Origin of the sequence: Nonomuraea sp. NPDC050663, from assembly GCF_044456985.1 — a bacterium.
GTDB lineage: Bacteria > Actinomycetota > Actinomycetes > Streptosporangiales > Streptosporangiaceae > Nonomuraea.
Genome location: NZ_JBITGL010000023.1, coordinates 81438 through 100226 on the forward strand (window position 1 = coordinate 81438; position 18789 = coordinate 100226).

Genomic DNA, 18789 nt, shown 5'->3' on the forward strand with positions numbered 1-18789 from the left:
ACTTTACCCGGCCGGTATTCGTGCTAAATTCGCGGCGGTCTTTTTTGTTCCCCCGCTGGAGGCTTTCTTCATGACGACCCCCGCCCGCCGTCTCACCGTCAAGGGCCGGGTGCTGCTCCTCGGCTCCGGTTCGGTCTCCCGTTGCCTCCAGCCGCTGCTGCTGCGCCACCTGGACATGGACTTCACCAAGCTCACGGTGATGGATTTCGAGGACTACGCCGGGCTCATCCCCGACACCCTCGCCGCCGGCGCCACCTACGTGCGTGACCGCATCACCCCGGAGAACATGGCCGAAACGCTGGCCAAGTACGTCGGCGACGGCGACCTGCTGATCAACCTGAGCTGGAACATCGGCACCGAGGACATCATCGACTGGTGCCAGGACCACGGCGTGCGCTACGTCGACACGAGCGTCGAGCTGTGGGACCCCTACGCCGACCAGGCCGACACCCCGCCGGTCGAGCGCACCCTCTACCACCGCCACATGGGCCTGCGGAAGAAGGCCAGGTCCTGGCGCCCCGACGGCCCCACCGCCGTCGTCGAGCACGGCGCCAACCCCGGCCTGGTCTCCCACTGGACCAAGGTCGCGCTGGAGGACATCGCCAAGCAGCTGCTGAAGCAGGGCGTCGACGAGGCCCGCCGCGCGAAGCTGGAGGGCCTGCTCGACGCAGCCGACTACCCGCACCTGGCCCACGACCTCGGCGTCAAGGTCATCCACATCTCCGAGCGCGACACCCAGATCAGCGACAAGCCCAAAGAGGTCGGCGAGTTCGTCAACACCTGGTCGATCGAGGGCTTCTACGAGGAGGGCGTCGCCCCGGCCGAGATGGGCTGGGGCACCCACGAGCGCACCCTTCCGGCCAACGCCCACACCCACGCCGAGGGCCCGCGCAACCAGATCTGCCTGGCCCAGGCGGGCCACTCCACCTGGGTGCGGAGCTGGGTCCCCGAGGCCGGCTCGATCCACGGCATGGTCGTGCGGCACGGCGAGGCCATGACCATCAGCGACTACCTGACCGTGTGGAACGGTGACGAGGCCGTCTACCGCCCCACCGTCCATTACGCCTACCTGCCGACCGACGCCGCCATCGCCTCCTGGCTGGAGTGCCGCATGAACGGCTACCGCCTGCAGGAGCCGCAGCGCATCATGACCGACGAGATCGTCAGCGGTCGCGACGAGCTCGGCGTGCTGCTCATGGGCCACGACCTGACCTCGTGGTGGGTCGGCTCGCAGCTCGACATCCACGAGGCCCGCGAGCTGGTGCCCGGCCAGAACGCCACCACGCTGCAGGTGGCCGCCTCGGTGCTGGGCGCGATCGCCTGGATCCTCGACAACCCCGACGCGGGCCTGTGCACGCCCGAGGACCTGGACCACAAGGTCGTCCTCGACTGGGCCAACCCGTACCTGGGCCCGACGCCGTCGGTGCAGTCGGACTGGACGCCGCTGACCGACCGCTACCAGCCGTTCGAGAAGTTCGTCGCCGAGCCGGGCCAGGACGACGTCTGGCAGTTCGGCACGTTCCTGGTGTGACCGCGGCGAGGGCCCTGGACTCCAGGGCCCTCACCGATCTACTGGCGGAAGGCCGCGGCGGCCGCCAGGAAGGCGTCGTTCTCGGCGGGGGCGCCGATCGAGACGCGGGCGCCCTCCCCCGCGAAGGGCCGTACGGCGACGCCCTCGGCCGCGCACGCGGCGGCGAAGTCGAGCGTGCGCTCGCCCAGCCGCAGCCAGACGAAGTTCGCCTCGGTGGGCGGCACCTCCCAGCCCTGCGCGATGAGCGTCTCGCGCACCCTGCTGCGCTCCTTGACCACCAGGTCGACCCGCTCCAGCAGCTCGTCCTCGGCCGCCAGCGAGGCCACGGCGGCGACCTGCGCCAGGTGGTTGATCGCGAACGGCACGATGACCTTGCGCACCGCCGCCGCCACCGGCTCGTGGGCGATGAGGTAGCCGACGCGCAGGCCCGCCAGGCCGTACGCCTTGGAGAAGGTGCGCAGCACGCAGACGTTGGGCCGGTCGCGGTAGAGCGTGAGCCCGTCGACGACCTCCTCGTCGCGCACGTACTCGCGGTAGGCCTCGTCGAGCACCACCAGCACGTCCTTCGGCACCTTGTCGAGGAAGGCCACCAGCTTGTCGCGGCGGATCGAGGTGCCGGTCGGGTTGTTCGGATTGCAGACGAAGATCATGCGCGTGCGGTCGGTGATCGCCTTCGCCATCGCGTCGAGGTCGTGGTCCTCGCCGTCGAGCGGCACCCGCACCGAGGTCACCCCGGCCAGGTCGGCCAGCAGCGGGTAGGCCTCGAACGAACGCCACGCGTAGATGACCTCCGCCCCCGGCTCGGCGATGGTCGCGAACAGCTCCTGGGCCACCGTGACCGAGCCCGCGCCCAGGGCGACGTGCTCGGCGGGCACGTCGAACTTGGCCGCGATCGCCTCGGTCAGCCTGACCGCCGCGGGGTCCGGATAGCGGTTGATCTGCGTCGCCCCTTCGGCGATCGCCTGGACCACCGAGGGCAGCGGGCCGTCGGGCGACTCGTTGGAGGAGAGCTTGAACGACCGGCCGTCGGGACCCACGACGGCCTTCCCGGGAACGTAGCCGGGCATGGTGTCCAGGATGGAGCGGAAACGAGGCATGGGCACACGATATAACTCTCCGGGTGAACCCCGACTTCCGGCGCTTATGGACCGGTTCCGCCATCAGCCAGCTGGGATCGGCGGTCGGAATGGTCGCCATCCCCATCATCGCGATCAATCAGGTGCGGGCCTCCCCCTTCCAGGTCGCCCTGCTGGGCGTGCTCGCCGCCGGGACCACGGCGGTGCTGGCCTTCCCGATCGGGCGGGTGATCGAGTTCCGGCGCAAGCGGCCGGTGATGATCGCGACGGACCTGGCCCGCTGCCTGGCGTTGCTGAGCCTGCTGCCGCTGCCCTGGGTGACCTACCCGCACCTGTGCCTCGTCGCGGTGATCAACGCGACGGGCATCGTCTCCCACGCCGCCGCCTCGCAGTCGCACCTCAAGGCACTCGTCACCCGAGAGGAGCTGATCGAGGCCAACAGCCGCCTGGAGTCGACCCGGTGGCTCAGCATCTCCGTCGGTCCCTCCGTCGGCGGCGCCCTGGTCGGCCTCTTCAGCGCCACCGTCGTCCTGCTCGCCGACGCCCTGTCGTTCCTGGCCTCCGCGCTCGCCGTCAGGCGGCTGCGCACCCCTGAACCCGATCCGCCCGAGCGCGTCGACGGCGGCTCGCGCCGCGAGGAGATCTTCGCCGGATGGAGGTTCGCCCGCGGGCACCGCGTGCTGATGCCGATGCTCGTCAGCTGGGTGGGCTTCGCGGGCGGCAGCGCCATGGCCGCCGGCGTGGCCGCCTACTTCTACCTCAACGACCTGGGCTTCACCGAGTGGCAATACGGCCTGCTGATGGGGGTGCCGTCGCTCGGCGGCTTCCTGGGGGCGCGGCTGGCCCCTCGCCTCGCCGTACGGCTGGGCCAGGTGCGTGCCCTGTGGTGGGCCAGCCAGCTGCGCGGTCCCTGGTACTTCCTCATCGCCCTGGCCGTGCCAGGACCCGTCGGGCTGGCGATGTGCGGAGTCGGGTTCGGCATGGTGCTGCTCTTCGCCGGCGCCGCCAACTCGACGATGACCGCCTACCGCCAGGCCGTCACGCCCCACGAGCTGATGTCGCGGGTGACCGCGTTGTGGGCCTTCGCCACGACCGTGGCGCAGCCGCTCTTCATGGTGCTCGGCGGCCTGCTGGCCACCTGGTTCGACAGCCGGACCACGCTCCTGGTGGCCACGGTCGTCATGTGCTCGGCTGCCCTGAGGCTGCCGCGCGCAGCATAGGAGGATGCAGCGCCTCGACGGGGCCCCGGCGATACAGCTTGGCCGGGCGGCCCCCGTCGCGGGTCGTGGTCGAGCCCGTCTCGATGAGGAAACCCTCGGCCTTGGTGACCTTGCGGTGGAAGTTGCGCGGGTCGAGCAGGCGTCCCCACACGATCTCGTAGACTCGCCGCAGCTCGGCCACGGTGAACTCGGGAGGGCAGAAGGCGGCGCCCAGCGGGGTGTATTCAAGCTTCGCCCTGGCCCGCTCGATGCCGTCGAGCATGATGCGCCGGTGGTCGAAGGCCATCGCGGTCAGGTCGTCGACCGGCACCCACGCCATGTGCGCCTGTTCGGAGGCGGGCAGGTCGGGCGCCAGCCCGAGGTAGGCGACGCTGACCACCCGCTGGCGGGGGTCACGGTCGGGGTAGCCGTAGGTCTGGAGCTGCTCCAGGTGCACGGGAGCGCCGGGCAGCCCGGCCCGCTCGTCGAGGATCCGGCGGGCGGCATCGGGCAGGTCCTCGTCGAGCTGGATGAAGCCGCCGGACAACGACCAGCGCCGCAGGTAGGGCGGGTTGTCGCGGCGCCACACCAGGGCACTCAAGGCATTGCACCGCACCGTGAGCACGACGAGGTCCACGCTGACCGGAATCCTGGGGACCATGCCAGGCACGTTACTGGATACGGACGTGCAGAGGCTCCGTTGCCAGTTTGCCGTTCATCGTGCCGACGCCGATCCGCACCCAGGAACCCTTGGGCACCTGCCGCCAGTCGAACGGCACCCAGGTCTCCATCACGCCCTCGCCCTGGTCCTCCAGGGCCTCCATCGCCTCGACGATGGGCAGCGTCGCCTCGCCCCCGTCCCAGGTGACGGTGATGACGCCGCCGCTCTCCAGCTTGTAGCCGCGCAGGCGCACGCCGTCCGCGCCGTCCTCGGGCGAGCGGATGGCGTCGACGGCGATCGGCCGGCCGGCGTCCGACAGCAGGTCGTCCTGGAGCGACGGTCTGCCGCAGGTGTAGAAGTCGCTCCACATGTAGGAGACGACCTTCTGCACGTATCGCCCGGTCATGGCGACGGCCTGGTCCAGGCGCTCCTTGGTGGTCTTGCCGCGCGTGCCCTGGGTGGCGCAGGGTTCGGTGCCCGACGGCTCGAACGCCTCCACGTTCGCCCACAGCTCCACGTCGTCGCCCTGCTCGATGAGCTGGTCGCGGACGTCTGCCATGGCGCGGAAGTACTCGCGGGTCGAGCCCCGGTAGGCGGTGCCGAACGTGGCGTCGCCGACCACCGGCTTGAGGCTGTCGTCGACCGGATCGTCACGCTCGTCGGGCCAGTAGAGCGCGCCCTTGCCGGTGCCGCGGCCGTCCTGGGGCACGATGATGCCCACGCCCGTGGCGGCCAGCGCCTTGAAGCCTGCGGCGACCTGGGCGGGGCTCTGGCCGTGGTCGACGCGCTTGCGGGCGTCGATGTACGGCGAGATCAGGATCTGCTTCTCGGACGACAGCTCCTGCTGCACGAGCAGGTGCTGCTCCCTGAAGACGTCGAGCGTCGGATTGCTCTCGAGCGCGGCCGTCATCTGCACCTCGAACGGCTGGTAGACGCCGCCGAGCGCGATGTGGTCCTTGAAGCGGGCGCCGTAGTCCTGCAGGATGCGGCGGGTCAGCGTGGTCAGGGCGTTGAGGTGCTCGGGGTCGGCGCGGATCGGCCGCTCCGGGTCGCGCGGGGCCAGCGGCAGCGCCGGGAAGACCTGCACGCCGAACTGCTCGCCGAGCTTCAGCAGCTGGTCGAGGCTGTCGGTCTTGGAGGCGGCGATCAGGATGACGTCGTAGTCCTGGGCCTCGGTGAAGTCGCAGGTGGCCGAGTCGGAGCCGTCGGAGGGTGCCACGAGGCGGAAGAAGGCCCGCTTGCCCTCGCCCTGGATGATGCGTTCCATCTGCGGGCACCGGAAGATCGACGGGCCGAACGACTCGTCGGTGCGGTAGGCGTAGACGTGCTTGACGCGGTTGCCGGGGTTGGCCTGCTTCAGCTCGTCCTGGGCCGCCCGCAGGCAGCTGCGCCCGTTCTCCTGGCAAGGCTCGAACATCGGGTCGACCTCGCCGTTCTTCAGCAGCAGCCCGTCCTTGATCGCACGGTGCTGCATGCCGTACCCGATCCTGATCACCGTGTCGCCGCCCACCAGGTGGATGTCCTCCATCTGGTGGCGCCACGTGCAGGGGTTGGTCGACGGGGTGATCCAGTAGCCGGTGACGGCGTAGCTGACCTTCTCGGTGGTCTTGAAGGTGCCGCACTCGTCGACGAGCTGCGTCGCGGTCGGCGACGGGATGGGCTTCTCCGTCTTCTGCGGTTTCTTGGAGGGCGTGGCGGTGCTCTTCTCGCTGACCTTGACCGGCGGCTTGCCGGCGTCGGGCAGCACCATCACCACGGCGGCGACCGCGGCGATGATGGCCGCGCCGAGCAGCCCGATGAGCCAGCGCACCGCTACTTCAGCACTCCGGCCCAGGTCTCGAGCTGGGCGACGAACCTCCGTGCCGAGTTCGGCCAGTGGTGGTTGGCCCTGGCCGAGGAGTAGCCGCGCGCGCCCTGCGCCTTACGCTCGCGCTCGTCGTCACGCAGGGTCAGGACGGCCTGGGCCACGGCCTTGGGGTCCTGCCACGGCACGACCACGCCGCTGTCGTAGCGCTCCACGAGCTCGACGGCCCGAGGCGAGGGAGTCGTGATGACGGGGATGCCGTGCGCCATGTACTCCACGATCTTGGTCGGCATCGAGTGCCGGTAGTTGGGCTCGTCGTGCAGCAGCGACAGGCCCGCCAGGGCGCCGTCGAGCCGCTTGAGAGCCTCGTCGTTGGGCATGAAGTCGCGCCACTCCAGCACACCGTCCTGGACCGCCTGGTTGAGCATCGGACGCGACTGCGGGTCCGCGTAGCCGATCAGCTCCACGGAGATCTTGTACGGCTGGAGCAGCCTGGCCACCTCGACCGCCTCCTGGACCCCGCGGGCCCAGGACATCCAACCCAGGTAGACCACCCGGTCGTCTCCCGGAGGGGTGACGGAGTCGGGCACCCAGGTCTCGTTGGGCACGATCAGGTGGGCTTCCTTGAAGCGCCCCGCGTAGGCCGTCTCGGCCAGCAGCAGGTGCAGCTTCCGCTCCGCCGTACTCTCCAGCATGCGCACCAGCGCGCGAACGGGAGGCCGCAGCAGCGCGGGCAACCACGGCTTCAGCGACATCGCGGCCGGGTTGTCCTCGTGCACGTCCCAGATGGTCGGCGGCCGGTTGCGCACGCCCCAGACCGCGAACAGCAGCTCGGGGTCGTGGATGAGCACCAGGTCGACCTTGTTGCGCATCTGCTTGAACAGCCTGCGCGCGGCCATGACCGCCGACAGGCGCTTGCGCTCGGCGGCCCGCGGCAGGTCCACCCCGGTCACCCAGGGACGCGGAACCACGCCGCGGGCGGTGTACGGCGCGGCGTACGTGACTTCATGACCGGCATCGACGAGCGCACGGATCTGCCGATGCAGGATCCGGGCGTCCTCGGGGTGATGCACCACCGTCATGACGAGCACGTGCACTGAGCGCAGCCCTCCTGTCGCTAGAGCCGCTCGATGCGTTCACCCTCGGTGAGCACACCGCGGGTGTCGAGCACGAGCCGGGCCTTGGACTCGATGAGGTCGAGATCGAAGGCGGCGTGCTGCTGCAGGAGCAGCGTCACGTCGGCGTCTTCCACGGCCTCGGCGAGGTCATCCTGACGCGGCACCTGGGCGCCGTCGACCTTCCACTCCCTGACGTGAGGATCGACGAAGCTGAGCTCGGCGCCCAGCTCCAGCAGCGCGCGGGCCACCGGCAGGGCCGGGGTCTCGCGCTCGTCGGCGATGTCGGGCTTGTAGGTGACGCCCAGCAGGACGACCTTCGCGCCGTTCACGGCCTTCTTGTGACGGTTGAGCAGGCGCTGCACGCGGTTGACCACGTACGACGGCATGCGCTCGTTGATCTCCTGCGCCAGCTCCACGAAGCGGAAGGGATAGCCGAGCTTGCGCACGGTGTAGGAGAGGTACGACGGGTCGACGGGGATGCAGTGCCCGCCGACGCCCGGTCCCGGCAGGAACTTCTGGAAGCCGAACGGCTTGGTCGCCGCGGCCTCGATCGATTCCCACAGGTTGATGCCGAGCTCGTCGCAGAAGATCGCCATCTCGTTGACGAGGGCGATGTTGACGTGCCGGTAGGTGTTCTCCAGGAGCTTGGCCATCTCGGCCTCGCGGGTGCCGCTCACCGGGACGACCTGCTCGACCAGCTGCGCGTAGAACTCCGACGCGCGGTCGCGGCAGGCGGAGGTGAAGCCGCCGACGACCTTGGGGGTGTTGCGCAGGCCGAACTTGGGGTTGCCCGGGTCGATGCGCTCGGGCGAGAAGGCCAGGTGGAAGTCCGCACCGGCCGTCAGGCCGCCGCTCTCCAGGATCGGGCGGGCCACCTCGTCGGTGGTGCCCGGCCAGGTGGTGGACTCCAGCACGACCAGGGTGCCGGCGGTGAGGTTGCGCGCCACGGCGCCGGTGGCGCCCTCGACCGCGGACAGGTCCGGGCGGTGGTCCTCGTCGAGCGGGGTGGGGACGCAGATCACGATCGTCCCGCTCGTGGCGAGCACGGTCTCGTCGAGCGTCGCGCTGAACCCGTTGGCCAGCATGTGCTCGAGGTCCGCGTCGGTCAGGTCGTCGATGTAGGAGCGTCCGGAGTTGAGCGCGTCGATCTTGCGCGGGTCGACGTCGTAGCCGACGACGCGCAGCCCAGCGGCCACTGCCTCCTTGGCGAGGGGCATGCCGACGTAGCCCAGTCCGATGACGGCCAGGTCGAAATCTGTCACGACATCGCCTTAGAACACTTCATGGTCGCAAAGGTTATCTCAAGTCCACCTAGCTCACGCCTAATGCTAAGGAAACCGTCAGATGCGACAGGGTGATCAAATGGCAAGCGACTCATACAGACCCCGATATGTCTCAGCAACACGTCCCCAAGTGCGCTTGGCGGCCACCTCGGCCTTGCCCGCCTGACCCATCTCGGCCCGGCGCGCCGGGTCCTCCCGCAGCTCCGCCAGCGCCTTGGCGAGCTCGGCCGGGTCGCCCGGCCTGACCAGCGCACCCGCCCCGTCGGAGCCCACGAGCTCGCTCAGCGCGGGCAGATCGCTGAGCACCACGGGCTTTCCGAGCGCCATCGCCTCGACGGGTTTCAATGGCGTAACGAGTCGGCAAACCCGCAGGTCCTCGCGAGGACAGGCGAAGATGTCGATCGCCGCCTGCGCCTGCAGGGCCTCCTCGGGGCCCACCCGTCCCGGCAGCAGAGCGTCCAGCTTCAGTTCGTCCACGATCGCGAGCAGGTTCTCCCGCTCGGCCCCGTCGCCCACGATCAGGACCTTGATCGGCGTGCCCTGGTCACGCATCAACGCCGCAGCGTGCAGCAGGGTCGCGAAGCCCTCGTAGGCGACGATGCTCGACACGGAACCCACGACGATGTCGGTGGGCACGATCCCCATCTGGCGGCGGAACGCCTCGCCGTCGTACTCCGCCGTCAGCAGCGAGTCGTCCACCGCGTTCGGCGCCAGGTAGATCTTCTCCCGGGGGACGCCGCGCTCCACGATCTCCACGGCCATCGTCTCGGCCAGCGTGACGACGGCGTCCGCCTCGCGCATGAGGAACGCCTCACGGTCGCGCTGCAGCACGTGCCGCTCGCTGCCGACCCGGTCGGGGTCGCGCGAGGCCCAGGTCTCCTCCAGGAAGCCGCGCACCTCGTAGACGAACGGCGTGCCCGTCCTGTCGCGTACGGCATGCGCCACCGAGCCGTTGCGGTGGTCGGTGGCCGCGTGCAACACCTGCGGCCTGAGGGAGGCGACCAGCTTGGTGACGTCCTCCGCGCCCCTGACGATGCGCCCGCGCATCTCGAACGGCACGTCGCCGCCGCCCGGCAGCAGCCGGTGGTACGGGATGCCGTCGATCTCCTCGAACGGCTCGGCCATCGCGTGGCCCTGCATCATGGGCCAGCCCCAGCTGGTCACCACGTGCGGGTCCAGGCCCTTGGCCTGCTGCGAGGTCACGATCCTGTGCGTGCGCACGGTGTAACCGGCCTGCGTGTACGGCAGAGCGTTGGTCACCAGGTGAAGCACCCGGCCCTTGACCCTGTCGCCCACCGCGACCTTCGGGCCCGGCGGGATCGGGTCAGGGCTGATCGCGGCCAGCTCGCCCCGGTAGTACTGGGCCCGGCGCTTGACGAACGGGTACTTGGCGTGGGGGTCGAGCACCTTGGCCGCCTCGGTGACGCGGCCCTTCTCCCACAGCTCCTTCGCCTCGTTCCAAGGCGCCTGGATCATCCGCATGCCGACCATGCGCACCAGCCTGCGCGCCCCGCGGGCGGCGGGCCAGGCGACCTTGCCCACGATGGGACGCAGGCGCGGCGGAAGGGCGTCGGCGGCGGCCTGGGCCACACGCAGCGGATCCGACTTGACCTTCGCGAAGACGACGCGAGAGACGATCACGGGATGCTGGAAGAAGCCCTTGACGAGCCCGCCCACGCCTGCCTTCGCCGACTTGGCAGAAATTGGACGTCTTGGGTCGGATACCACGTCGGTGACCGTACCATAGGCAACGATTTGCCCCCCTCCGCTCGACAAATCTGAAAGGCGAGGTAGATGAGGGAAAACCCCCTGGTCCTGCACGTGCTGGGTGCCCGGCCGAACTTCCCGAAGGCCGCCCCGGTGGTCCGCGCACTGGACTCTCTGGGGGTCCGACAGGGCATCATCCACACCGGCCAGCACTACGACGCGCTGATGTCCGACGTGTTCTTCGCCGACCTCGGCCTGCCCGAGCCCATCGCCAACCTCGGCGTCGGCTCAGGCACCCACGCCCAGCAGACCGCCGCCCTGCTCATCGGCCTCGAAGGCGTCGTGCTGGAGCACACGCCCGACCTCGTCGTCGTCTACGGCGACGTCAACTCCACCCTCGCCGCCATCCTGGTCTGCGCCAAGCTCGGCATCCCCACCGCCCACGTCGAGGCAGGACTGCGCTCCTTCGACCGGACCATGCCGGAAGAGGTCAACCGCATCGTCACCGACTCGCTGTCGGAACTGCTCTTCGCCACCTCGCCCGACGCCCTGTCCTACCTGGCGTCCGAAGGCATCGACCCGCGCAAGGTCCACCTCGTGGGCAACCCCATGATCGACAGCCTCTTCGGCGCGCTGCCTTCCCTCGACCCGTCACCGGTCGTCAAGCGCCTCGGCCTCCCGCCGCGCTACGCCGTCGCCACCCTGCACCGGCCCGCCAACGTCGACTCCCCCGAAGCCGCGCGCGAACTCGTGGACGCGGTGCTCGAGGTGTCGGAGCAGATCCCGCTCGTGATCCCGATCCACCCGCGCGGCCGCACCCGCCTCGCCGAAGCCGGCCTCGTCACCTCTCCGTCGGTCTACGTGATCGACCCGCTGGGGTACGTCGACTTCCTGTCCCTCGTGCGCGGCGCCGCCCTCGTGGTGACGGACTCCGGCGGAGTGCAGGAGGAGACCACCGTGCTGGGCGTGCCGTGCCTCACCGTCCGGCCCAACACCGAGCGTCCGATCACGGTCTCGCACGGGACCAACCGGCTCGTCACCCCCGCCCTCCTGCCGGCAGCGGCCTCCAAGGTGCTGTCGGACGGGGCCGCCATCCCGGCGGAGGAACTGCCGGTGATGTGGGACGGACAGGCCGGACCGCGCATCGCCCGCGTGATCGCGTCGTGGCTCCACGGAGACAACCTCGCCCCCGCGGCCCACAACCGCGTCACCCCTTAACCCGCCCCCGCCTTCCCGCCCCTGGTCCCGCTGAGGCTAGGGGCGACAGGCAGTGACCGCCGGTCGCCCGGCCTGGGCGACCCACCGCCCACGGGCGACCACACCGTCACCCCGCGTCCCCCTGCTCCGCCGCCGCCGCGTAGGCCGCGTTCAGGCGTTCGAATGCTCCCGGCCCGTCCTGGGCCTTCGGGGTGGCGCCCAGGTGGCGTACCCGGAGCTCGTCCATCAGCTCCTCCACGAACCCCGCGCCCTCGGCCCGCATCACCTGCTGCCGGGCCCTCAGCTCGGCGCTCCCCGAGCGCCAGTCGAGCCCCCAGTTCCCCAGCGCGTAGATGATCGGCAGCGTCTGGATCCCCGCCTCCGTGAGGCTGTAGCGCGCCCGCTGTCCTCGTACGGCGGCGCCCCGGGTGAGGATGCCCGCTTCGACGAGCCGTACGAGACGGTCGGCGAGGATGTTCGACGCGATCCCCTCCAGCGACCCCGTGAGAAGCGCCCGGAAGTAGCGCCGGTCTCCGAAGATGACGTCGCGCAGGACGAGCAGCGACCAGCGGTCCCCGAGCACTTCGACGGCGGCGTTGATCGGGCACCCCGACCGTGGTTCCACGACCCCTCCTTGACACGTGTTTCGCCCTCACTATAGTGATTGCAAAACGCAAGCACTAGACGAGAAGAGGGCGTGATGGGCCGCTTCGTCTATTCGATGCAGGTCTCCCTCGACCTGCGGATCGAGCAGGTGCCCGGCGACAACGGCGCCGGCGAGTGGCTCCGCCTCGGCGAGGAGCTGCACCGGGCCGCCAACGCGATGACGCGGGAGCTCACGCTCATGGTCCACGGCCGCGTCTACTACGAGGTCATGGAAGAGTTCTGGCCGCGGGCGCACGACGACATGTCGGTGCCCGACTACATGCGCGAATACGGCGAGATCTGGACGGCCAAGCCCAAGGTGCTCGTCTCCCGCACCCGCACCAGCGCCGATCACAACACGACAGTCATCGGCGGCGACGACGCGATCGAGCGGCTGGCCGCGTTGCGCGCCGGGACCGGCGGCGACATCAGCGTGGGCGGCGCGGGGCTCGCGACGCAGTTGCTCAGGGCGGGACTGCTCGACGAACTGCTGCTCTTCACCCATCCCGCGATCCTCGGCTTCGGCAGGCCGCTGTTCGACGACTACGACGTACCGATCGATCTCGACCTGCTCGAGCAGCGGTCGTTCCCCCAGGGCGTCACGATGCATCGTTACGCCGTCCAGGACGCGAAGGAGACAGGCCCGTGCTGAACCAGATCGCGGAGGGTGCCTACACCCACCAGAGCGAGTTGCTCCAGAACAACACCGTGGTCGTGCGGGGCCGGTCGGGGGTGCTGCTGGTCGATCCCGGGATCACGGAGGCCGAGATGCTCTCCATCGCGGACGGGCTTCGCCGGCTGGGGCAGCCCGTGGTGGCGGGCTTCGCCACGCATCCCGACTGGGACCACGCGCTCTGGCACGCGGAGTACGGCAGGCCGCCCCGGTACGGCACCGCCCGCTGCGCGGCCTTCCTCGAGGAGGTGCTGTCGCACGCCGACTGGAAGACCCGCTTCGTCGAGGGGCTGCCGCCGGAGATCGCCGACGAGACGCCCGCCGACCTGTTCGGCCTCATCACCGGCCTGCCGGAGGGAACCACCGACCTTCCGTGGGACGGACCCCGAGTCCGGATCATCGAGCACCAGGCCCACGCTCCGGGTCACGCGGCGCTGCTGGTCGAGGAGAGCAGGGTGCTGGTGGTCGGCGACATGTTGTCCGACGTCTTCGTCCCGATGCTCGACACGGACACCGCCGACCCGATCGGCGACTACCTCAACACCCTGCGGCTGTTCGAGGAGGTGGCGGTCGAGGTCGACGTCTTCGTCCCGGGTCACGGATCGCCGGGCGGGGCCGATCAGCTGCGCGAGCAGATCGAGCTGGACCGCGCCTACCTGCGCGCCCTGCGCGAGGGCACGACCCCCGACGACCCCCGGATCGGCCCGCGGGCCAAACCGGGCTGGGAGTGGGTCGACGACATCCACGAGGGGCAGGCCAGGACCCTCGCCGGCAAGGGGCTCATCGGTGGCCCAGCACGTTGACGACCCTGCCGTTGGGGTCGCGCACGAAGAAGCGCCGCACGCCCCACTCCTCGTCCTGTAGGGGATGCACGATCTCGGCCCCGCTCTCCTGAACCGCGGCGTAGGCCGCGTCGACGTCGTCGACCTCGATGCTCAGGTCGGGCGCGACGGGGGCGGTCTTGTCCTCGGCCATGAAGCTGACCTGCGCGTGCGGGGCGGACGGGGAGGCGAGCGTCATGATCCAGCCGTGGTTCATGACCTCCTCGAATCCCAGGAGCCCGTAGAACTCCCGGCTTTCCCGCACGTCATTCGTCTGCACGTTCGGCACGACCCGGCGAACAACCATCACGATCCCCCCGACGGATGACAACTAGTCCCGCACCCGATTCTCCTTCGAGAACCACCCCACCCAGACCGGCCTTCGACCTCTGGTCACGCCACCTGGCGGATGCGGGTGACGGCGGTGGCGTCCATGTAGTCGCGGTTGTGCACGATCAGCCCGTCCCTGATCCGCAGGACCAGCAGGCCGGGCACGGTGAGGACCTGACCGGCGACGGTGCCGACGACGGTGTGCTCGGAGACGACGACCTCGGGGTCGAGCCCGCGGTGGATGACGACGTCGCGGACCTCGGTGACCTCGAACGGCGAAGCTCCCCAGGTGGCGGTGTAGGCGGCCCGGATCTGCTCGCGCCCGTTGAGCGCCGCCGGCATGCCGTCCATCCGGAACGGGAACTCGTGCACCGCGTCCTCGGTGTAGAGCTCAGCCAGCTCGTCGGCCGACTTGTGCCGCATCGCGTCGTAGTAGCCACGGATGACGTCCATGAGGAACCCCCTTCGCTCAACACACGTTGATTCAACGAGTGTAGAGCGAATGCCGGTAGAGTCAACGGGTGAGCCCCACCCGCGCCGAACGCCGAGCCGCCAGCGAGCAGCGCATCCTCGAAGCCGCCCGTCTGCTGTTCGCCGAGCGGGGATTCGAGCGCACCACCATCAGGGCCGTCGCCACGGCCGCCCAGGTCGATCCGGCGCTGGTCATGCAGCGCTTCGGCAGCAAGCAGGAGCTCTTCACCCGGGCGGTCGAGCACACGACGGCGCAGACCCCGCACGAAGACGATCCCGTCGAGCACGTCCTGGGCACGCTGGGCTGGAAGCTGGGCGAGCTGCCGCCGGAGTCGCTGGCGATGCTGCGCTCGATGCTCACCCACCCCGAGGCCGCCTCCACGGCGCGGGCGGCGCTCGCGGGCCAGATCGAGCGCATCGGCTCGTCCCTCGGCGGCGACGACGCGCCCCTGCGCGCCGCCCTGATGACCGTGATCATGCTGGGCGTGACGGTCGGCCACCAGCTCCTGGAGCTGGAGGAACTGCGTGACGTACCTCCGGAGGAGATCGCCCGCCTGCTCCGGCCCTGCCTTCAGGAACTGGCCCGATGACTAGCTGAGGAGACACGACGGTGGCACAGGTACTGGTGATCGGCCTTGACCCCGCCACGTTCACGGACTGGGACCCCGAGCCGGTCCACGCCGCGATAGCACGCGGCCGCGCCCGGTTCGAGGAGCACGGCATCGACGCCGCCTACTGCCTCGTGGACGTCGACCGGGAGCCCGAGACGGCGATCACCGAGGCGCTGCAGCACGGCCCCTACTCCTGCGTCGTCATCGGGGGCGGCATCCGCAAGCACGAGCCGTATCTCGAGTTCTTCGAGCGGGTGATCAACCTGGTCAGACGCCACGCACCCGACGCGGCCATCGCCTTCAACAGCACCCCGGACGACCCTGCCGACGCCGCCCTGCGATGGCTGCGCCCGCGCCCCTGACGCTCACTCCCACGCGCCCACGAGCTCGTCGGGGCCGACGTGCTGGATGTGGTCGGCGGTGCAACCACTACGGGCGACCGCCACCAGGGGCGTCTCCTGATCGGCCCCGGGCAGCCTCGACCGGTGAACGAACAACTCGCCGAGGTCGTGCTTGTCGAACGGCCGGTTCTCCAGCCATTTGATCGACCCCACATAGGTGATCCTCCTGGCCACCGGTTCCCGGTCGGCTCCCACCAGGTCGATCTCGACATCGTTGGTCCTGGTCCAGTACCCTCCGACGGCGCCCGTCTCCCCTGGCAGTCCCTCCATTCGTCGGAGCGACTCACGAATCAGCGGTTCGACGGCCATGCCCCGCCACGAGGTCCATGCCCGCCGTACCCGGGCGAGCGTCAGGTCGCCGCGCCCGCGTTCGATCTCCGGGAGGTACGGCTCGACGAAGGGCAACCAGAACCTGAGGTGCGGGTCGGCGAGGTGGTAGCGCGTCTCGCGGAACGGCTTGGCGGACAGCGGCAGCTCGGCGGCGATCATGCGCTTGTCCGCGAGCAGGTTGAGTGCCCGGCTGAGGGTGGCCTGGGGGATGTCACCGGCGGCACGCTTCATCGAGGTGTAGCTGCGTTGCCCTGAGCCGATGGCGCCAGCTGGAGGAATCTCTGGACGTCGGCGGGAGTCGGAGGGTGGATCACCATGTCGACCGCGCGCATGTAGAAGGGGCGGTCGTACTGGTTGATCGACTCCATGATCGAAAGGTCGGAGCCGATCAGGAGCAGCAGGACCGGCCGCCGGGTTCCCTCCAGCCATGGATCCGCGGCCAGCAAAAACGGCAGTTCGTCGATGACGACGATGCTCGGTGTGTCTTCAGGGATCGCCTCGGCCAGCAGGCGCAGCGCGCCGTCCCAGGAGTCGAACGACCATTCGGCGAACTTCCCGGCGCCAGGGAGCGTGGAGCTCTGGGCGGCCTGGCGGAACAGCGGGAGCTGGAACGCCGTCGGACGGGTGGTGGCGGCGAAGAACAGCGACGGCAGACCGGAACGCCTGACGAACTCCTCGGCCAGGCGGGATTTGCCGACCCGTCGCCTGCTGTGATGAGCGTTCCATATGCGAGTGCTCGAAGGGCAACATCCACGTCCGGCCACTTCACCGCGGCGATAGCCGTACCATGACAAATCGACCCCCCGATCCGGACACCGCAGCGCGATAAGGCGAGCACCATGGCCGAGACCCCCGAAGCAGAGCCCACCTTCCAGCGCCTGGGCCCCATCAACTGGCTCCCAGAGGAGCGCAAGCTGGTCGAGCGGTATGAGGCCGAGGTAGCCGAGCTCAAGCGCCGCCTGGAGATCGCCGAGGCCAAGGCCGAGTACGCCGCGTGGAAGCTTGAGGCGACGCAGGCCAAGCGGGCGTTCAAGCTCGGCGAGGCCATCGCGGCCAAGAGCCCGGGCAAGGTGCTCAAGGCCGCCAAGGCCAGGGGCAAGGCGCCCACGGCGCCGCGGACGGTCGCCGAGGTGGCCGAGGAGCTGAAGCAGCAGGGTCCGGCCGTCGAGGTGCCTCCGGCGAAGTGGCCGACCGGGCCGATCAACCGGCCCGGCCTGAAGGTCGCGGTCATCCTCGACGACTTCTCGCGCATGGCCTTCCGCTACGAGTGGGACCAGATCGAGTTCGGGCTCAAGGACTGGCCGGAGATCTTCGCCGAGAAGAAGCCCGACCTGCTGTTCTGCGAGTCGGCGTGGCACGGCAACCAGGGCCGCTGGCGCTACCAGATGACGGGCACCAACGCCCCCAAGGAGCCGCTGCGCGAGCTGGTCGCCTGGTGCAAGGAGCAGGGCATCCCGACGGTCTTCTGGAACAAGGAGGACCCGCCCAACTTCGACTTCTTCATCGACACGGCCAAGCTGTTCGACTACGTGTTCACCTGCGACGGCGACATGATCCCGAAATATCGGGAAGTGCTGGGACATGATCGGGTCGACGTGCTCCAGTTCGCGGCGCAGCCGCGCGTGCACAACCCGGTGCAGCAGAAGCAGGGCCGCCTGCACGACGTGGTGTTCGCGGGCATGTACTTCCGCGACAAGCACCCCGAGCGACGCGAGCAGATGGAGACGGTCATCGACCCCGTCCGCGAGCTCGGCCTGCACATCTTCGCCCGCAACGACAGCGTCGACGACAAGTACGCCTGGCCGGAGAAGTACCGCCCGCACATCGTGGGCGAGCTGCCCTACGACCAGATGCTGGCCGCCTACCGCATGTACAAGGTCTTCCTGAACGTCAACAGCGTGCTCGACTCCCCGACCATGTGCGCGCGGCGCGTGTTCGAGCTGAGCGCCTGCGCCACCCCGGTGGTCAGCGGGTGGAGCAGGGCGATCGAGGAGACGTTCGGCGAGCTGGTCCCGATCGCCAGGGAGCCGATCGAGTCGTACAACCAGGTCCTCCACCTGATCAACTCGCCGGAGCTGCGCGCCCGCATGGGCCACCTGGCGATGCGCGAGGTCTTCGACAAGCACCTGTTCTCGCACCGCGTGGACCAGGTGCTGCGCCTGCTCGGGCAGCGGCCGGAGACCCGCTCCAGGAGCATCTCGGTCGTGCTGCCCACCAACCGCGCGGGCCAGATCGAGCACGCCATCGGCTCGGTGGCCAAGCAGATCCACAAGCCCGTCCAGCTGGTCATGGTCCTGCACGGCATGGACATCGACCCCGTGGTCGTCGGCGACAAGGCCAGGGCCGCGGGCATCAGCGACGTCGTCGTGCTGCCCGCGCCGGCCGACTGGTCGCTGGGCGCCTGCCTCAACCACGGCATCGCGCACGCCGACGGCGAGCTGATCGCCAAGATGGACGACGACAACCTGTACGGCGAGCACTACCTGTCGGACCTGGTGCGCTCGTTCGACTACACCGACGCCGAGCTGGTCGGCAAGGGCGCCCACTACGCCTACTTCGAGGGGCTCAACACCACGATGTTCCGCCTTCCCGGGCTGGAGCACCGCTACTCGTGGCTGGTCCAGGGCGGCACCTTCCTGGGCAAGCGCGACCTGTTCCGCGGCTACCCGTTCCCCGACCTCACCAGGGGCGAGGACACGACGCTGGTCAGGAAGCTCAGGGAAGAGGGCGTCAAGATCTACTCGTCGGACCGCTTCAACTTCGTCTACTGGCGCAGCGCCGACGCCTCGATGCACACGTGGCAGGCCGACCACATCAAGCTGACCCGCAACGCCCAGTTCTCCTTCGTCGGCCACCCCGCCGATCACGTGCTGATCTAGAGCCCGTACGGCATGACCCGCCGTAACGCCGGGGTGACCCGTCGCATAGCGT

19 protein-coding genes are annotated in these 18789 nt (G+C 69.5%); 8 read left to right on the forward strand and 11 right to left on the reverse strand.

All coding sequences use genetic code 11. The features are described from left to right. Positions 1-70 precede the first annotated feature (70 nt). Positions 71-1531, forward strand: coding sequence for a saccharopine dehydrogenase C-terminal domain-containing protein (locus ACIBH1_RS43480; RefSeq protein WP_397319961.1), 1461 nt, complete (start codon positions 71-73; stop codon positions 1529-1531). A gap of 38 nt (positions 1532-1569) precedes the next feature. On the opposite strand, the gene hisC is transcribed toward ACIBH1_RS43480, so the two are convergent. After that, complete coding sequence (gene hisC / locus ACIBH1_RS43485; RefSeq protein ID WP_397319962.1) at positions 1570-2628, reverse strand: histidinol-phosphate transaminase; 1059 nt, start codon at positions 2626-2628, stop codon at positions 1570-1572. A gap of 23 nt (positions 2629-2651) precedes the next feature. Here hisC and ACIBH1_RS43490 point away from each other — a divergent pair, with 23 nt between their 5' ends. Then, positions 2652-3827 (forward strand): MFS transporter, encoded by a 1176-nt coding sequence (locus ACIBH1_RS43490; RefSeq protein ID WP_397319963.1) that lies wholly within the window; start codon positions 2652-2654, stop codon positions 3825-3827. Here ACIBH1_RS43490 and ACIBH1_RS43495 read toward each other — a convergent pair. The 5 genes from ACIBH1_RS43495 to ACIBH1_RS43515 all read right to left on the reverse strand — a co-directional run bounded on the left by ACIBH1_RS43495 (position 3787) and on the right by ACIBH1_RS43515 (position 10349). Further along, positions 3787-4467, reverse strand: coding sequence for an NrtR DNA-binding winged helix domain-containing protein (locus ACIBH1_RS43495; RefSeq protein ID WP_397319964.1), 681 nt, complete (start codon positions 4465-4467; stop codon positions 3787-3789). The genes ACIBH1_RS43490 and ACIBH1_RS43495 overlap by 41 nt on opposite strands. Positions 4468-4477: 10 nt before the next feature. Further along, on the reverse strand, positions 4478-6277 hold the full coding sequence (locus tag ACIBH1_RS43500; RefSeq protein ID WP_397319965.1) for a DUF4434 domain-containing protein: 1800 nt from the start codon (positions 6275-6277) through the stop codon (positions 4478-4480). Positions 6278-6279: 2 nt separating this feature from the next. Further along, the gene (locus ACIBH1_RS43505) at positions 6280-7368 is read right to left on the reverse strand and encodes a glycosyltransferase (RefSeq protein WP_397319966.1); all 1089 of its coding nucleotides are present in this window, start codon (positions 7366-7368) and stop codon (positions 6280-6282) included. A 20-nt stretch (positions 7369-7388) separates the two neighbouring features. Then, positions 7389-8651 carry a nucleotide sugar dehydrogenase gene (locus tag ACIBH1_RS43510; RefSeq protein WP_397319967.1) on the reverse strand — a complete coding sequence of 421 codons (1263 nt, stop codon included), beginning with the start codon at positions 8649-8651 and terminating at the stop codon, positions 7389-7391. A 96-nt stretch (positions 8652-8747) separates the two neighbouring features. Continuing rightward, a complete protein-coding gene (locus tag ACIBH1_RS43515; protein WP_397319968.1) occupies positions 8748-10349 on the reverse strand; it encodes a glycosyltransferase family 4 protein in 1602 nt (533 codons plus the stop codon). Between the two features lie 117 nt (positions 10350-10466). Here ACIBH1_RS43515 and wecB point away from each other — a divergent pair, with 117 nt between their 5' ends. Continuing rightward, complete coding sequence (gene wecB / locus ACIBH1_RS43520; RefSeq protein ID WP_397319969.1) at positions 10467-11597, forward strand: non-hydrolyzing UDP-N-acetylglucosamine 2-epimerase; 1131 nt, start codon at positions 10467-10469, stop codon at positions 11595-11597. A 106-nt stretch (positions 11598-11703) separates the two neighbouring features. Here the strand turns inward: wecB and ACIBH1_RS43525 are convergent, their stop codons facing one another. Next, positions 11704-12201 carry a winged helix-turn-helix transcriptional regulator gene (locus ACIBH1_RS43525; protein ID WP_397319970.1) on the reverse strand — a complete coding sequence of 166 codons (498 nt, stop codon included), beginning with the start codon at positions 12199-12201 and terminating at the stop codon, positions 11704-11706. 75 nt (positions 12202-12276) lie between these two features. Between ACIBH1_RS43525 and ACIBH1_RS43530 the strand changes: the two genes are divergently transcribed. Both ACIBH1_RS43530 and ACIBH1_RS43535 read left to right on the forward strand, forming a co-directional pair. Further along, positions 12277-12873 carry a dihydrofolate reductase family protein gene (locus ACIBH1_RS43530; protein ID WP_397320039.1) on the forward strand — a complete coding sequence of 199 codons (597 nt, stop codon included), beginning with the start codon at positions 12277-12279 and terminating at the stop codon, positions 12871-12873. After that, positions 12867-13697: an MBL fold metallo-hydrolase gene (locus ACIBH1_RS43535; protein WP_397319971.1), complete on the forward strand. Its 831-nt coding sequence runs from the start codon at positions 12867-12869 to the stop codon at positions 13695-13697. The genes ACIBH1_RS43530 and ACIBH1_RS43535 overlap by 7 nt, the downstream gene beginning before the upstream one ends. On the opposite strand, the gene ACIBH1_RS43540 is transcribed toward ACIBH1_RS43535, so the two are convergent. Then, positions 13675-14022: a VOC family protein gene (locus ACIBH1_RS43540; RefSeq protein ID WP_397319972.1), complete on the reverse strand. Its 348-nt coding sequence runs from the start codon at positions 14020-14022 to the stop codon at positions 13675-13677. The genes ACIBH1_RS43535 and ACIBH1_RS43540 overlap by 23 nt on opposite strands. 86 nt (positions 14023-14108) lie before the next feature. Continuing rightward, positions 14109-14498, reverse strand: a complete 390-nt coding sequence (locus tag ACIBH1_RS43545) for a nuclear transport factor 2 family protein (protein WP_397319973.1) — start codon at positions 14496-14498, stop codon at positions 14109-14111. A gap of 68 nt (positions 14499-14566) precedes the next feature. On the opposite strand from ACIBH1_RS43545, the gene ACIBH1_RS43550 reads away from it, so the two are divergent. Both ACIBH1_RS43550 and ACIBH1_RS43555 read left to right on the forward strand, forming a co-directional pair. Next, positions 14567-15106: a TetR/AcrR family transcriptional regulator gene (locus ACIBH1_RS43550; protein WP_397319974.1), complete on the forward strand. Its 540-nt coding sequence runs from the start codon at positions 14567-14569 to the stop codon at positions 15104-15106. A 20-nt stretch (positions 15107-15126) separates the two neighbouring features. After that, positions 15127-15489 (forward strand): hypothetical protein, encoded by a 363-nt coding sequence (locus ACIBH1_RS43555; protein WP_397319975.1) that lies wholly within the window; start codon positions 15127-15129, stop codon positions 15487-15489. Between the two features lie 3 nt (positions 15490-15492). Here the strand turns inward: ACIBH1_RS43555 and ACIBH1_RS43560 are convergent, their stop codons facing one another. Both ACIBH1_RS43560 and ACIBH1_RS43565 read right to left on the reverse strand, forming a co-directional pair. Then, entirely contained in the window at positions 15493-16089 is a 597-nt protein-coding gene (locus tag ACIBH1_RS43560) for a DUF234 domain-containing protein (protein ID WP_397319976.1), read from the reverse strand. Then, the gene (locus ACIBH1_RS43565) at positions 16086-16622 is read right to left on the reverse strand and encodes an ATP-binding protein (RefSeq protein ID WP_397319977.1); all 537 of its coding nucleotides are present in this window, start codon (positions 16620-16622) and stop codon (positions 16086-16088) included. The genes ACIBH1_RS43560 and ACIBH1_RS43565 overlap by 4 nt, the downstream gene beginning before the upstream one ends. 75 nt (positions 16623-16697) lie before the next feature. On the opposite strand from ACIBH1_RS43565, the gene ACIBH1_RS43570 reads away from it, so the two are divergent. After that, positions 16698-18737, forward strand: a complete 2040-nt coding sequence (locus tag ACIBH1_RS43570; RefSeq protein ID WP_397319978.1) for a glycosyltransferase — start codon at positions 16698-16700, stop codon at positions 18735-18737. Positions 18738-18789: the final 52 nt, after the last annotated feature.

Coding starts and splice junctions, on each gene's coding strand:
- ACIBH1_RS43495 (WP_397319964.1), bottom strand. CDS start 4,467: ATGGTCCCCAGGATTCCGGTCAGCGTGGACCTCGTCGTGCTCACGGTG.
- ACIBH1_RS43530 (WP_397320039.1), top strand. CDS start 12,277: ATGGGCCGCTTCGTCTATTCGATGCAGGTCTCCCTCGACCTGCGGATC.
- ACIBH1_RS43570 (WP_397319978.1), top strand. CDS start 16,698: ATGGCCGAGACCCCCGAAGCAGAGCCCACCTTCCAGCGCCTGGGCCCC.
- ACIBH1_RS43480 (WP_397319961.1), top strand. CDS start 71: ATGACGACCCCCGCCCGCCGTCTCACCGTCAAGGGCCGGGTGCTGCTC.
- wecB (WP_397319969.1), top strand. CDS start 10,467: ATGAGGGAAAACCCCCTGGTCCTGCACGTGCTGGGTGCCCGGCCGAAC.
- hisC (WP_397319962.1), bottom strand. CDS start 2,628: ATGCCTCGTTTCCGCTCCATCCTGGACACCATGCCCGGCTACGTTCCC.
- ACIBH1_RS43545 (WP_397319973.1), bottom strand. CDS start 14,498: ATGGACGTCATCCGTGGCTACTACGACGCGATGCGGCACAAGTCGGCC.
- ACIBH1_RS43560 (WP_397319976.1), bottom strand. CDS start 16,089: ATGAAGCGTGCCGCCGGTGACATCCCCCAGGCCACCCTCAGCCGGGCA.
- ACIBH1_RS43540 (WP_397319972.1), bottom strand. CDS start 14,022: ATGGTTGTTCGCCGGGTCGTGCCGAACGTGCAGACGAATGACGTGCGG.